The 13,213-nt window shown below is 72.9% G+C and carries 12 protein-coding genes; 11 read left to right on the top strand and 1 reads right to left on the bottom strand.

All coding sequences use genetic code 11. From position 1 onward, the window contains the following. The first annotated feature begins 74 nt into the window (after positions 1 to 74). The gene (gene ctaD / locus FVS66_RS14025; RefSeq protein ID WP_149181522.1) at positions 75 to 1,793 is read left to right on the top strand and encodes a cytochrome c oxidase subunit I; all 1,719 of its coding nucleotides are present in this window, start codon (positions 75 to 77) and stop codon (positions 1,791 to 1,793) included. Next, positions 1,790 to 2,179, top strand: coding sequence for a cytochrome c oxidase subunit 4 (locus FVS66_RS14020; RefSeq protein WP_149181521.1), 390 nt, complete (start codon positions 1,790 to 1,792; stop codon positions 2,177 to 2,179). Before ctaD ends, FVS66_RS14020 begins: the two co-directional genes overlap by 4 nt. A 10-nt stretch (positions 2,180 to 2,189) precedes the next feature. On the opposite strand, the gene FVS66_RS14015 is transcribed toward FVS66_RS14020, so the two are convergent. Then, positions 2,190 to 3,827, bottom strand: a complete 1,638-nt coding sequence (locus tag FVS66_RS14015) for a ubiquinol-cytochrome c reductase cytochrome b subunit (RefSeq protein ID WP_149181520.1) — start codon at positions 3,825 to 3,827, stop codon at positions 2,190 to 2,192. Positions 3,828 to 3,985: 158 nt separating this feature from the next. On the opposite strand from FVS66_RS14015, the gene FVS66_RS14010 reads away from it, so the two are divergent. The 9 genes from FVS66_RS14010 to hypE all read left to right on the top strand — a co-directional run bounded on the left by FVS66_RS14010 (position 3,986) and on the right by hypE (position 13,205). Further along, the gene (locus tag FVS66_RS14010) at positions 3,986 to 4,567 is read left to right on the top strand and encodes a hemerythrin domain-containing protein (protein WP_187645520.1); all 582 of its coding nucleotides are present in this window, start codon (positions 3,986 to 3,988) and stop codon (positions 4,565 to 4,567) included. Between the two features lie 139 nt (positions 4,568 to 4,706). Beyond that, positions 4,707 to 5,072 (top strand): low affinity iron permease family protein, encoded by a 366-nt coding sequence (locus tag FVS66_RS14005; protein ID WP_149181518.1) that lies wholly within the window; start codon positions 4,707 to 4,709, stop codon positions 5,070 to 5,072. 94 nt (positions 5,073 to 5,166) lie between these two features. Then, entirely contained in the window at positions 5,167 to 6,894 is a 1,728-nt protein-coding gene (locus FVS66_RS14000; protein ID WP_149181517.1) for an enoyl-CoA hydratase-related protein, read from the top strand. 254 nt (positions 6,895 to 7,148) lie between these two features. Further along, positions 7,149 to 7,565 carry a hydrogenase maturation nickel metallochaperone HypA gene (locus FVS66_RS13990; RefSeq protein WP_149181516.1) on the top strand — a complete coding sequence of 139 codons (417 nt, stop codon included), beginning with the start codon at positions 7,149 to 7,151 and terminating at the stop codon, positions 7,563 to 7,565. Then, positions 7,565 to 8,290, top strand: coding sequence for a hydrogenase nickel incorporation protein HypB (hypB, locus tag FVS66_RS13985; RefSeq protein ID WP_149181541.1), 726 nt, complete (start codon positions 7,565 to 7,567; stop codon positions 8,288 to 8,290). Before FVS66_RS13990 ends, hypB begins: the two co-directional genes overlap by 1 nt. Continuing rightward, entirely contained in the window at positions 8,287 to 10,701 is a 2,415-nt protein-coding gene (gene hypF, locus FVS66_RS13980) for a carbamoyltransferase HypF (RefSeq protein WP_262386988.1), read from the top strand. Before hypB ends, hypF begins: the two co-directional genes overlap by 4 nt. A gap of 38 nt (positions 10,702 to 10,739) precedes the next feature. Further along, positions 10,740 to 11,027 (top strand): HypC/HybG/HupF family hydrogenase formation chaperone, encoded by a 288-nt coding sequence (locus FVS66_RS13975; protein WP_149181515.1) that lies wholly within the window; start codon positions 10,740 to 10,742, stop codon positions 11,025 to 11,027. After that, positions 11,024 to 12,139: a hydrogenase formation protein HypD gene (gene hypD / locus FVS66_RS13970; protein ID WP_149181514.1), complete on the top strand. Its 1,116-nt coding sequence runs from the start codon at positions 11,024 to 11,026 to the stop codon at positions 12,137 to 12,139. The genes FVS66_RS13975 and hypD overlap by 4 nt, the downstream gene beginning before the upstream one ends. Next, positions 12,132 to 13,205 (top strand): hydrogenase expression/formation protein HypE, encoded by a 1,074-nt coding sequence (gene hypE, locus FVS66_RS13965; protein ID WP_149181513.1) that lies wholly within the window; start codon positions 12,132 to 12,134, stop codon positions 13,203 to 13,205. The genes hypD and hypE overlap by 8 nt, the downstream gene beginning before the upstream one ends. Positions 13,206 to 13,213: the final 8 nt, after the last annotated feature.

The following is a 13,213-nucleotide window of genomic DNA, read 5'->3' as shown; positions in this document are numbered from 1 at the left end:
GCGGAAGGGGCTACACAGGTCGCGGGTCGCACCATGCCCGGACCGTCATCGGTCACCAGCGCCACGGAGGGGCCATGCCGCAGCTGGAGCAGAGCCGGCGCAGGGAGCCGCTGGACGCCTCCTCGAATCCGCGCGTTCGGCTCGGCGGCAGGCTCAGGGACTATCTGACCACGACCGATCACAAGACGATCGGCAAGATGTACCTCGCCACCTCGTTCGGGTTCTTCCTCTTCGCGGGGGTGCTCGCCCTGCTGATGCGGGCGGAGCTGGCGAGGCCCGGCACACAGGTGCTCAGCAGCTTCCAGTACAACCAGGCGTTCACCCTGCACGGCACCGTGATGATGCTGCTCTTCGCGACGCCGATGTTCGCCGGGTTCGCCAACGCGATCATGCCGCTGCAGATCGGCGCGCCGGACGTCGCCTTCCCGCGCCTGAACGCGCTGACGTACTGGCTGTTCCTCTTCGGCGGGCTGACGGTCGTCTCCGGGATCTTCCTGCCGGGGGGTGCCGCCGACTTCGGCTGGTTCGCCTACGCACCGCTGAACAGCGCGGTGTTCTCGCCCGGCGCCGGGGGCGATCTGTGGACCATGGGGCTGGCCGTGGCCGGGTTGAGCACCACGCTCGGCGCGGTGAACTTCATCGCTACGATCATCGCCCTGCGCGCTCCGGGCATGACGATGTTCCGGATGCCGATCTTCACCTGGAACATCCTCTTCACCTCCATCCTGGCGCTGCTCTCCTTCCCCGTGCTGACGGCGGCGCTCCTGGCGCTGGAGGCGGACCGGAAGTTCGGGGCGCACGTCTTCGACGCGGCCAACGGCGGGGCCCTGCTGTGGCAGCACCTGTTCTGGTTCTTCGGACACCCCGAGGTCTACATCGTGGCGCTGCCGTTCTTCGGCATCGTCACCGAGATCATCTGCGTCTTCAGCCGCAGGCCCGTCTTCGGCTACACCGCGATGGTCGGGGCCACCATCGCCATCACCATGCTGTCGGCCGCGGTCTGGGCCCATCACATGTTCGCCACGGGCGCGGTGCTGCTGCCGTTCTTCTCCTTCATGTCGTTCCTGATCGCCGTGCCGACCGGAGTGAAGTTCTTCAACTGGATCGGCACCATGTGGAGGGGGAGCATCTCGTTCGAGACCCCGATGCTCTGGGCGCTCGGGTTCCTGGTGACCTTCCTGCTCGGAGGACTCAGCGGGGTGCTGGTCGCCTCACCGCCGCTGGACTTCCATCTGACGGACACGTACTTCATCGTCGCCCATCTGCACTACGTGCTCTTCGGCACCATCGTGTTCGCCATGTTCGGCGGCTTCTATCTGTGGTGGCCGAAGCTGACGGGAAAGCTGCTCGACGAGCGGCTGGGCCGTATCCACTTCTGGACCCTCTTCGTGGGGTTCCAGGTCACCTTCCTGGTGCACCACTGGCTCGGTGAGCAGGGGATGCCCCGCCGCTACGCCGACTATCTGGCGGCCGACGGGTTCACCGTGCTCAACTCGGTCTCGTCGGTCGGCTCGTTCCTGCTGGGCCTGTCGACGCTGCCGTTCCTGTACAACGTGTGGAAGACCGCCCGGTACGCCCCCAAGGTGGAGGTCGACGACCCATGGGGGTTCGGCCGGTCCCTGGAGTGGGCGACGTCCTGCCCACCGCCCCGGCACAACTTCGTGGCGCTGCCGCGTATCCGCTCCGACTCCCCCGCCTTCGACCACCGTCATCCGGAGGTGCTGCGGGCGGCGCCCACGGCGAGCGGCGTGAACCGGCCCGCCCCCGATCCGCTGGGAGAGCAGAGCCGATGAGAAGTGAGGCGTACCTCTTCGCGGGCGTGGCGGCGTTCTTCCTCGTCACGGACGCGGCGTACATCTGGTTCGCGCGGGAGCCCGTCGGGATCGCGGCCCTGACGGTGTCGTTCCTGATGTCGGCGCTCATCGCGTTCTTCTGCGCGGTGAACTACCGCAGGAAGGGCGAGCGGCCGGAGGACCGCCCGGACTCCGAGGTGCGGGAGCGTGGCGGTGTCATCGACTTCTTCCCGCCGCACAGCGGCTATCCGCCGGTCGTCGCGCTCGGCGTGACCGTGCTCGCCATCGGGGTGGTCTTCGGGCTGTGGCTCGCCGTCATCGGGTTCGGCATCATGGCGGGCGCGGTCGTCGGCATGGTCTTCCAGTTCTCGGGTCGCGACGGCTGAGCCGCCCGGATCACTCGTTCTTCTCGGGGCCGGACACCGGGTCCGCCGTCCTGGCCGAGATCTGGAGGCGTTCCTCCGCCGTGGCGGGCATCTCCACGCGGTCGCGGTAGTACCAGGAGCTCAGCACCGCGCGCAGCCGCTGCCCACGGGAGGCGCCCTCGCCGGGGTGGCCGACCGGCCTGGGGAGATCGCGGACGAGGAGCCGGTAGCGCCGCTCGGCGTCGACCGGGCGGTGGCTGTCGCTGATGGCGCCGTACACGCTCTGGCTGACGCTGCCGGTCTCGTCGCCCTCCTCCAGGAGCCGGCGGTCGTGGGCCTGGAGGCCGAGGCAGATCCGCTTGGTGAGCAGGAACGCCAGCACCGGGCCGAGGACGAGCGCCACGCGGAAGGTCCAGGTCAGGGCCTCCACGGAGAGACGGAAGACAAAGGCCATCACGTCGTTGGCCCCGGCCATGAGCAGGACGGCGTAGAAGACGACGGCGGCCACGCCGAGGCCGGTGCGCGTCGGCCGGTCCCGGGGCCGGTCGCACAGGTGGTGCTCCATCAGGTCGCCCGTCACCCACCGCTCGATGTACGGGTACAGGTACAGCACCAGGAACAGCACCCCGGGCAGCACGACGGCCGGGATGAAGACGGTCCACATGACGGTGTGGCCGGCCACGGTGGTCTGCCAGGGCGGCATGAGCCGCAACGCGCCCTCCAGGAATCCGACGTACCAGTCGGGTTGTGCGCCGGTCGACACCTGGTCGGGGCGGTAGGGGCCGAAGTTCCAGACGGGGTTGATCTGGGCGACGGCGCCGATCAGGGCCATGATCGCGAAGACCATCAGGGTCAGGCCGGACGACTTGGTGATGAAGTGGGGAAACATCGGATGCCCCACCACGTTCCGGTTGGTCCTGCCCCGCGCCGCCCACTGGGTGTGCTTCAGGTACACCACCATCAGCACATGGACGGTCACCAGGGCGATCATCAGGCCCGGCACGAACAGCACATGGACGATGTACAGCCGCGGGATGACGATGTCGCCGGGGTACGAGCCGCCCCAGACGAACTCGGCCAGATACGTGCCGACGAGCGGGATCGACAGCACGATCGAGTGCGCGGTGCGCAGCCCCGTGCCGGACAGCAGGTCGTCCGGCAGGGAGTAGCCGGCGAAGCCCTCCAGCAGCGCCAGCACGAACAGGGTGACGCCGAGCATCCAGTTGATCTCGCGGGGGCGGCGGAACGCGCCGGTGAAGAAGACCCGCAGCAGATGCACCCCGATGGCCGCGACGAACACCAGGGCCGTCCAGTGGTGCATCTGGCGGATCAGCAGGCCGCCCCGGATGTCGAAGCTCAGCCGCAGCGTCGACGCGTAGGCGTCCGACACCGGCACGCCGCGCAGCGGCTCGTACGGACCCTGGTAGTCGGACAGATCCATGCCGGGGTCGAAGAACAGCGTCAGATAGCTCCCGGTGACGACCAGCACGACGAAGCTGTAGAGGGCGAGCTCACCGAGCAGGAACGACCAGTGGTCGGGGAACGCCTTGCGCAGCAGTTCCCGGGCCAGCTCCGACAGCGGAGCGCGCCGGTCGACACCGGCGTATCCGAGGTACGCCGCCTCCCGCGCCTTCGCCCTGAGCCTCGCCTTCCGTCTCCGGAACAGCATGCGTCACGCTCCCTCGTCAGACGCGCGGGTGGGGTATCCGCACTATCGGCGCTCGCGCGGGCGCAAACCGGGCATTAGGCAGATCAGGGGCCTGGTCCGGTGGCCCTGCGCAGGGAGGTCCGATGACGGTTCCGGTGGGAGACGCGGTGGGAGATCCAGTGGGAGGTCCGAGAGCGGCGACGGAGGACGCGGACATCGTCCAGGAGCTGACCGCCGGTCATCGGGAGGTGCAGCGGCTGTTCGACCTGATCCGCGCCTCCGAACCGGGCGGTGACGTACGGAGACGGGCCGTCGAGCGGGTGGGCGCCGCGCTCGCACGGCATGCGGACGTGGAGCGGCGGTTCCTCCACCCGGCGGTACGGACGTACGTGCCGGACGGCGAGCGGTGGGCCGCCGCGGGGCTGGCCGCGCACGCGGAGACCGCGCGGGTGATGGCCGCCCTGGCCGGGCGCGACCCGGCCGGAGAGGAGGCCACCGAGCTGGTCCTCACCCTGACGACCGTGGTCACCCGGCATGTCCTGGACCAGGAGCAGCGGCTGTTCCCCCGGGTGTGGGCAGCGTGCCCGCCGGAGGTCCTGCGGGACCTGGGGCTGCGGGTACGGCGGGCCCGCGGGGCGCCCGCGCCCCGGCTATCGCCGACCGTCCCGGACTCGCCCCGGGAGCTCGCCCGCGCCGCCCGGCGCGTCGGTGTGCTGGACCGCGTCCGCTCGGCCCTCACCCGCCGGCGCCGCACCGGATGAGCGTCCGGCCGCACGGCGCCCCCGGTCACCTGCCCCCGTCCTCTGTATCCCGGCCCCGTACGGCCTAAGGAAGCCGTCCATCCAGTGACGGACCGGCCGCACGCGGGCCGGGGCGGGAACGGGCGGGTATCGGACGCCCATGACCACTCACCCCGCCGAGCGTGGGAGCTCCGGTCGCGGCAGGTTCGAGCGATTCGCGGAAGCGGCGTCCAACTTCACCAGCTCCCCGCCCTTCTTCGTGATCTGCCTCGCGGTCGTCGGTGCCTTCATCGGCGTGCACGCCGCCGGGCTGCCCATCGAGTGGCTGCTCCTCGCGGGCGATGGCATGGCCGCCGTCACGCTGCTGCTCCTCGCCCTGCTCAAGAACTCCGAGATGCGGGTCGAGCACGCCGTCCACCGGAAGCTGGACGCGATCGCCGCCGCCATGCTGGAGATGCACGACAACCCCCAGACCGGGGCGGCCAAGAACCTGCGGGACTCCATCCGGATGGAGGAGGAGACGTGAGCGACGGGCGCGTGTCCTCCGTACGGCCCATTTCGGGGTGACCCGCGGTCCTCCTCCCTTTCGTGCCGGGGGCGCCGGGGCGACGATGCCACGCATGTACGTCCTCATCGTCGTCAGCGCCTTCAACAGCCTGTCCCAGCGGGTCCACGCCGAGTTGTCCGACGCCGGGCACCAGGTGGAGGTGGTCCTCGCGGCGAACGGGGACGACGCGGTCCGCGCGGCAGTACGCGGGCACCGACCGGACCTGATCGTCGCCCCGATGCTGAAGACCGCCCTCCCCGAGGACGTCTGGGCCGAGCACACCTGTCTCATCGTCCATCCCGGGCCCCCCGGCGACCGGGGCCCTTCCGCCCTCGACTGGGCCATCGGGACGGGCGCCGACCGCTGGGGCGTGACCGTTCTCCAGGCCGGCGCCGAGATGGACGCGGGCGACATCTGGGCCACCGCCCCGTTCGACGTGCCGCCGGTCGGCAAGAGCGACCTGTACCGCAACGAGCTGTCGGACGCGGCCATGGCGGCCGTGCTGGAGGCCGTGGAGCGCTTCGCCTCCGACACGTACCGGCCGCTGCCGCAGCGGGACGGGGACGGGAACGGAGACGGGAACGGCGTAGGAGCCCCCGTCGTACGGGTCGTGCAGCGCGGATACTTCCGCCAGGAGCGGCGCCGCATCGACTGGGCCCGGGACGACACCGAGACCGTGCTGCGCAAGCTGCGCGGCGCCGACTCCCAGCCGGGTGTGCGGGACGAACTGCTGGGCCAGGAGCTCTTCCTGCACGGTGGCCACCCGGAGGACCGGCTGCGCGGCCGCCCCGGAACGGTGGTCGCGCGGCGCGCCGGGGCGGTCTGCCTGGCGACCCGCGACGGCGCCGTGTGGGTTCCGGAGCTGCGGCCCCGCCGTACGCGGGGCGGCCCGGCCACGTTCAAGCTGCCGGCCACGCTCGTGCTCGGCGACCGGCTCGCGGACGTGCCGGAAGTGCCCGCACCCCTCGAACTGCCCCCGCACCGGCGCACCTGGACGGACATCCGGTACCGCCAGTCGGGTGATGTGGGGTTCCTGGGCTTCCGCTTTCCCGGCGGGGCGATGAGCACCGCCCACTGCCGCAGACTGCTGGACGCCTACGCTTACGCCCTGTCCCGGCCCACGCGGGTCCTCGTCCTCGGGGGCGGCCGGGACTTCTTCTCGAACGGCATCCACCTCAACGTCATCGAGGCCGCGCCCGATCCGGCCGCCGAGTCCTGGGCGAACATCAACGCGATGGACGACCTGGTCGAGGCGGTGCTGCGGACCACGGACCGGCTGGTCGTCGCCGCGCTCGGCGGCAACGCCGCGGCGGGCGGGGCGATGCTGGCGCTGGCCGCCGACGCGGTGTGGTGCCGCACCGGCGCGGTGCTCAACCCGCACTACCGGCTCATGGGTCTGTACGGCTCCGAGTTCTGGACGTACACGCTGCCCCGGCGCGCGGGTGCCGACCTGGCGGAGCGGCTCATGGAGGAGGCCGCGCCGGTGAGCGCCGCCTCGGCCGCCCGGATGGGCCTCGTGGACCGGCTGGTCACCTCGGCTCCGCAGGGGTTCGCCCCGGAGGTCGCGCGGATGGCGGGCGACCTGGCGTCGGGAGGCAAGCTGCGGCAGCTCATCCACGACAAGGGCGAGGCCAGGGAGAAGGACGAGGCCGAGCGGCCACTGACGGAGTACCGGCGTGAGGAACTGGCGCGGATGCACCGCACCTTCTTCGACCCCGAGTCGTCGTACCACGCGCTGCGCACGGCCTTCGTACGAAAAGCACCACCGCAGGCGACGCGCCAGGGCCAGGGCTGGGGCTAGGGCTGGGGCTGGGGCTGGGGCTGGGGCTGGGGCTGGGGCTGGGGCTGGGGCTGGGGAGTGTCCGGCGGATCACGGCGGCAGCGGGGCCGGGCGGCATTTTTCAGCGCCGGTGAGCGGGGTCTGGTGCGTGCGGCCGCAAGGCGGAGTCCGGCCGCCGGCACCAGGGCCGGCCGCTGCTCCACACGTGGGAATCCCCGGGCCCGGCGCGGGCACGTCCCGGTGCGGCGCGGGACGGGTGCCTAGCGTCGTGCCCCATGCACGAACTGTCCATCGCCACCTCTGTTGTCGAGGCCGTCGAGGACGTCGTCCGCGAGCACGGCGCCGAGGGCGTCGAGTCAGTGCGGCTGCGCGTCGGGGCCCTCGCGGGTGTCGTGCCCGACGCGCTGCGGTTCTGTTTCGACCTGGCCGCCGAGGGGACGCCCGTCGCGGGCGCCGTTCTGGTCGTCGAGGACGTGGCCGCCCGCGCGCGGTGCGCGGGCTGCGACGGCGCGTTCGCGGTGGGCAGCCCACCCGACCTGACCTGCCCGGAGTGCGGCGCGAGCGCGGCCGAGCTGCTCGCGGGCCGGGAGCTGGAGATCGCCGGAGTGGGGCTCGTCCAGCCGGGGACGTGCCGCGCCGAGCCCACGAGTGGTGGGCCGGCGGCCGGCGTACACCGAGGAGGAGACGCATGATGTGCCGGTCGGTCGACCTCGAGCACGCCGTCACCGCGAAGAACGACGGCCTCGCCGCCGCCCTCCGCGCCGACCTGACGGCACGTGGGGTGACGGTGGTCAACCTGATGTCCAGTCCGGGCAGCGGCAAGACCGAGCTGCTCGCGCGGGTACTGGGCCGGGCCGTCGAGCGCGGGCTGAAGGTGGCGGCGATCACGGCGGATCTCGCCACGGAGAACGACGCGCGGCGGCTGGCCCGCTCCGGCGCGCCGGTGAAGCAACTGCTCACGGGCGGGCTGTGCCACCTGGAGGCGGAGCAGGTGCGCGCCCACCTCGACGGCTGGCTGCCCGACGGCACGGAGGTGCTCTTCGTCGAGAACGTGGGCAATCTGGTCTGCCCGGCCGCGTACGACCTCGGGGAGGCCCTGCGCGTGGTGCTGATGGCGGTGACCGAGGGCGAGGACAAGCCGCTGAAGTACCCCACGGCGTTCGGGTCCGCCCAGCTCGTGGTGGTGACGAAGACGGACCTGGCGGAGGCTGCCGGGTTCGACGCGCGGGCGTTCGCCGAGCACGTCCAGCGGATCAACCCGGGCGTGGATACGGTACGTTCCTGCGCGCGCACCGGCGACGGCGTGGACGTGCTCCTCGACCGGGTCACCGCCGTGCGCGCGGGTGAGCCGGTGCACCGGCCGGTCCTTGCGGGCCACGGCGAGACGCACCTGTCGGCGGCCCTGGACCCGCGGTGACACCGGCCCGGCCGGACGTGGCGGCCGAGGCGCGGGCGGCGGTCCCGGGCACGCTGCGCCGGCGGGTGACGGTGGAGGGGGTCGTCCAGGGCGTCGGATTCCGGCCGTATGTGCAGCGGCTGGCCACCGAGCACGCGCTCGTGGGCCACGTGAGCAACACCGCCTCGGGCGTACTGATCGAGGTGGCGGGCGACGCGGCGGCCGTGGCCCGGTTCTGCGACCGGCTCGGCGAGCGGCTGCCGCCGCTCGCCCGGCTGACCGCCGTACGGTACGAGGATCTGCCCACGGCCGGCGAGGCGGACGGCGGCTCGGACAGCGGGGCGGACAGCGGGTTCACCATCCGGCCCTCCGGGCCGGGTGGCGGGCGGGCCGCCCCGCTGCCGCCGGACACGGCGACCTGCGACGCCTGTCTGCGCGAGCTCACCGACCCGGCCGACCGCCGTCACCGCCATCCGTTCATCACCTGCACGAACTGCGGCCCCCGCTTCACGATCGTCACCGCTCTGCCGTACGACCGGGCGACCACCACGATGGCGGGCTTCCCGATGTGCGCGGCGTGCGCGGCCGAGTACCGGGACCCGGGCGACCGGCGGTTCCACGCCCAGCCGGTGGCCTGTCCCGACTGCGGCCCCCGGCTCCGTCTCGTCCCCGCCGCCGGGTCGGGCCACGCCCCGGCCGAGGGCCCCGACGCCGTGGCGGCCGCGCGGCGGCTGCTGGCGCGGGGCGGGATCCTGGCCGTCAAGGGCATCGGCGGCTACCACCTGGCGTGCGACGCCACCGACGCGGGTGCCGTCGCCGCGCTGCGCGCCCGTAAGGCCAGGGGCGGCAAACCGTTCGCGGTGATGTGCGCCGACGCGGAGACGGCCGCCCGGTTCGCGGCCGTCTCCCCCGCCGAGCACGCCGTGCTGACCGGCCCGCTCCGCCCGATCGTGCTGCTGCGCCGCCGCGCCGGTTCGGGCAGCGGGCTGCCCGCGCCGGAGGTGTGCCCGGGCAGCCCGCACGTGGGGGTGCTGCTCCCGTACGCACCGGTGCACCGGCTGCTGTTCGGACTGCCCGGTGACCCGCCCGGCCCCCAGGTGCTGGTGATGACCAGTGGGAACCGGTCCGGGGAGCCGATCGTGACGGACGACGGCGAGGCGCTGACGCGGCTGGCCGGGCTCGCGGACGCCTGGCTGGCGCACGACCGGCCGATCGAGGCGCCGTGCGACGACTCCGTGGTCCGCGTACGCCCGGACGGCACCGAGCTGGTGCTGCGGCGCTCCCGCGGATATGTCCCGCGGCCCCTGCCGGTCCCGGTGCCGGTGCGGTCCGCGCTGGCCGTGGGCGGCGACCTGAAGAACACGCTGTGCCTCGGCGCGGGGCAGGACGCGTGGTTCTCGCCGCACATCGGCGACATGGGCGACCTCGCCACACTGGACGCGTTCGCGCGGAACGAGCGGCGGCTGCGGCACCTCACCGGGGTCGAGCCCCGGCTCGTCGTGGCCGACCTGCACCCCGCGTACCACTCGGCGCACTGGGCGCGCCGCCGTGCCGAGGGGCCGCGCCTGCGTCTCGTGCAGCACCATCACGCGCACATCGCGTCGGCCATGGCGGAGCACGGTCTCGACGGTACGACGCCGGTCATCGGGGTCGCCTTCGACGGCACCGGCTACGGCGAGGACGGCACCGTGTGGGGAGGCGAGTTCCTGCTCGCCGACTACGTGGGCTACCGGCGGTTCGCGCATCTCGCGCCCGCGCCGCTGCCGGGCGGCGACGCCGGCGTGGCCAACCCGTGCCGTACGGCGCTGGCCCGGCTGCGTGCCGCACGGCTGCCCTGGGACCGCGATGTGCCGAGTGCGGTGGCCTGCTCGGCGGCCGAGCTGACGCTGCTCGACCGGCAACTGGAGCGCGGGACGGCCTGTGTGGCGACGTCCAGCGCGGGGCGGCTGTTCGACGCGGTGTCGTCGCTGGCGGGGGTGTGCCACCGGGCCGGGTACGAGGCGCAGGCGGCCCTGGAGCTGGAGGCGCGGGCGGCGACCGCCTGGGCGGACACCCCGGACTCGTACGGCTTCGCCGTCGGCACGCCCGGCGGCGGCGGGCCGCTGTTGCTGGACCCTGCGCCGGTGCTCGGCGGAGTCGTCCGTGACGTGCGGCGCGGCACGCCGGCCGGGGTGGTCGCCGCCCGGTTCCACCGGGGGCTGGCGGTGGCCGTGGCCGATATGTGCGGGCGGGCGCGGCGGGCCACGGGGCTCGGGACGGTGGTGCTGACGGGCGGTGTGTTCGCCAACGCGCTGCTGGAGGAGGAGTGCGCAGCCCGGCTCGCCCAGGACGGGTTCACCGTGCTCAGGCACGGCGAGGTACCGCCGGGCGACGGGGGTCTGGCGCTCGGTCAGCTTCTCGTCGCGGCGCGCGAGGAAACGGGCGGCCGGTAGCCGGTGGACCGGTGGACAGCGAGGAACGGAGACGGCCCATGTGTCTGGCAGTGCCCGGCAAAGTGCTGGCGATCGAGGAACGGGACGGTCCGCTCACGGGCCGGGTCGACTTCGGCGGCGTGCGGAAGGACGTCTGCCTGGAGTACGTCCCCGAGGTCCGGGTCGGTGAGTACGTCATCGTCCATGTCGGCTTCGCGCTCCAGCGGCTCGACGAGGAGTCGGCGCGGGCTTCCCTGGAGCTCTTCGAGCAACTGGGCCTGATCGACGAGGAGTTCGGCGACGCCTGGCAGCGCGCCGCGGCGGAGGAGAGCGGCACCACCCCATGAGATACATCGACGAGTTCAACGACCCGGACCTGGCGCGCAGGCTGCTCGCCGAGATCCATGCCACCGTCACCCGCCCCTGGGCGCTGATGGAGGTGTGCGGCGGGCAGACGCACTCCATCATCCGGCACGGGATCGACCAGCTGCTCCCGGAGCAGGTGGAACTGATCCACGGCCCCGGCTGCCCGGTCTGCGTCACGCCCCTGGAGATGATCGACAAGGCGCTGGAGATCGCGTCCCGGCCGGGGGTGATCTTCTGTTCGTTCGGCGACATGCTGCGCGTGCCGGGCACCGACCGGGACCTGTTCCGGGTGAAGGGCGCGGGCGGTGACGTACGCGTGGTGTACTCGCCGCTCGACGCGCTGGACGTCGCCCGGCAGAACCCGGACCGGCAGGTGGTGTTCTTCGGGATCGGCTTCGAGACGACCGCGCCCGCCAACGCCATGGCGGTGCATCAGGCGCGGCGGCTCGGGGTGCGCAACTTCGGCCTTCTCGTGTCGCACGTGCGGGTCCCCCCGGCCGTGGAGGCCATCATGACGGCGCCGTCGTGCCGGGTTCAGGGGTTCCTGGCGGCGGGCCATGTGTGCAGCGTGATGGGCGTGGCCGAGTATCCGGAGCTGGCCCGGCGGCACCGCGTCCCGATCGTCGTGACGGGTTTCGAGCCGCTGGACATCCTGGAGGGCGTCCGCCGGGCCGTGCACCAGCTGGAGCGCGGGGAGCACCGGGTGGAGAACGCCTACGCGCGCGTGGTGCGTGACGAGGGGAACCCGGCGGCGCTGCACATGATCGAGGAGGTCTTCGAGGTCACGGACCGGGCGTGGCGCGGTATCGGCATGATCCCGGCGAGCGGGTGGCGGCTGTCGGAGGCGTTCCGGGAGTACGACGCCGAGCACCGCTTCGACGTGGGCGGTATCCGTACCGAGGAGTCGGCGGCGTGCCGCAGCGGCGAGGTGCTCCAGGGGCTGATCAAGCCGGTGGAGTGTGAGGCGTTCGGTACGGCGTGCACACCGCGTACGCCGCTGGGCGCCACGATGGTGTCGAGCGAGGGCGCGTGCGCCGCCTACCACCTGTACCGGCGGCTCGGTTCACCGAAGGAGATGAACCCCGTTGGCTGAGACACTGACGTCCGGGCCGGTCGACCCCGCGAACTGGAGCTGTCCGGCGCCGCTGCGCGATCAGCGGGTGGTGCTCTCCGGGCACGGCGGCGGGGGCGCGCTCTCCGCGGAGCTGGTGGCGGAGGTCTTCGTCCCCGCGTACGGCAACGAGGTGCTGGCGGGTCTGGGCGACTCGGCGGCCGTGACGCTGGGCGGGGCACGGCTGGCGTTCTCGACGGACTCGTACGTGGTGCGGCCGCTGTTCTTCCCCGGCGGCTGCATCGGGGACCTCGCGGTCAACGGGACGGTCAACGACCTGGCCATGAGCGGGGCCCGCCCGGCTTATCTGTCGTGCGCGTTCATCCTGGAGGAGGGCACGGCGCTGGACGTCGTCGGGGAGGTGGCTCGGGCGATCGGCTCGGCCGCCGCGGCCGCGGGCGTGACCGTGGCGACCGGGGACACGAAGGTCGTGGAGTCGGGGCACGGCGACGGCGTGTACATCACGACATCGGGCGTGGGCGTGATTCCCGACGGGGTCGACATCCGCCCGCGGCGGGCGGCGCCCGGTGACGTCGTCCTCGTCAGCGGGCCCGTCGGCCAGCACGGCGTGGCCGTGCTGAGTGTGCGGGAGGGCCTGGAGTTCGGCGGCGAGGTGGTGAGCGACACGGCGGCGCTGGGCGGCCTGGTGGAGGCGATGCTGGCCGTCACCAAGGACCTGCATGTGCTGCGGGACCCGACCCGGGGCGGGGTGGCCGCGGCGCTGAACGAGATCGCGTCGGCCTCCGGCACGGGCGTACGGCTGTCGGAGCGTGCCGTTCCGGTGCCGGACGCGGTGGCGGCGGCATGCGGTTTCCTGGGCCTCGATCCGCTGTACGTGGCGAACGAGGGGCGGCTCGTCGCGTTCGTACCGCGTGAGCACGCGGACGCGGTTCTGGCGGCGATGCGGGCGCACCCGCTGGGCGCCGGCGCGGCGATCGTCGGCGAGTGCGTCGCGGAGCACCCGGGGATGGTGGTGGCCGCCACGGGCCTGGGCGGCACGCGGGTGGTGGATCTGCCGCTGGGCGAGCAGTTGCCGCGCATCTGCTGACGGGGTGG

It is taken from the genome of Streptomyces sp. TRM49041 (genome assembly GCF_008271805.1).
Taxonomy (GTDB): domain Bacteria; phylum Actinomycetota; class Actinomycetes; order Streptomycetales; family Streptomycetaceae; genus Streptomyces.
This window is presented reverse-complemented; position numbering and strand designations above follow the sequence as displayed.

What these genes read in the sequence shown, in the direction of transcription:
- FVS66_RS14000 (WP_149181517.1), top strand. Translation starts at nt 5,167, where the DNA reads ATGTACGTCCTCATCGTCGTCAGCGCCTTCAACAGCCTGTCCCAGCGG.
- FVS66_RS14015 (WP_149181520.1), bottom strand. Translation starts at nt 3,827, where the DNA reads ATGCTGTTCCGGAGACGGAAGGCGAGGCTCAGGGCGAAGGCGCGGGAG.
- FVS66_RS14020 (WP_149181521.1), top strand. Translation starts at nt 1,790, where the DNA reads ATGAGAAGTGAGGCGTACCTCTTCGCGGGCGTGGCGGCGTTCTTCCTC.
- hypD (WP_149181514.1), top strand. Translation starts at nt 11,024, where the DNA reads ATGAGATACATCGACGAGTTCAACGACCCGGACCTGGCGCGCAGGCTG.
- ctaD (WP_149181522.1), top strand. Translation starts at nt 75, where the DNA reads ATGCCGCAGCTGGAGCAGAGCCGGCGCAGGGAGCCGCTGGACGCCTCC.
- hypB (WP_149181541.1), top strand. Translation starts at nt 7,565, where the DNA reads ATGTGCCGGTCGGTCGACCTCGAGCACGCCGTCACCGCGAAGAACGAC.
- FVS66_RS13990 (WP_149181516.1), top strand. Translation starts at nt 7,149, where the DNA reads ATGCACGAACTGTCCATCGCCACCTCTGTTGTCGAGGCCGTCGAGGAC.
- FVS66_RS13975 (WP_149181515.1), top strand. Translation starts at nt 10,740, where the DNA reads ATGTGTCTGGCAGTGCCCGGCAAAGTGCTGGCGATCGAGGAACGGGAC.
- FVS66_RS14005 (WP_149181518.1), top strand. Translation starts at nt 4,707, where the DNA reads ATGACCACTCACCCCGCCGAGCGTGGGAGCTCCGGTCGCGGCAGGTTC.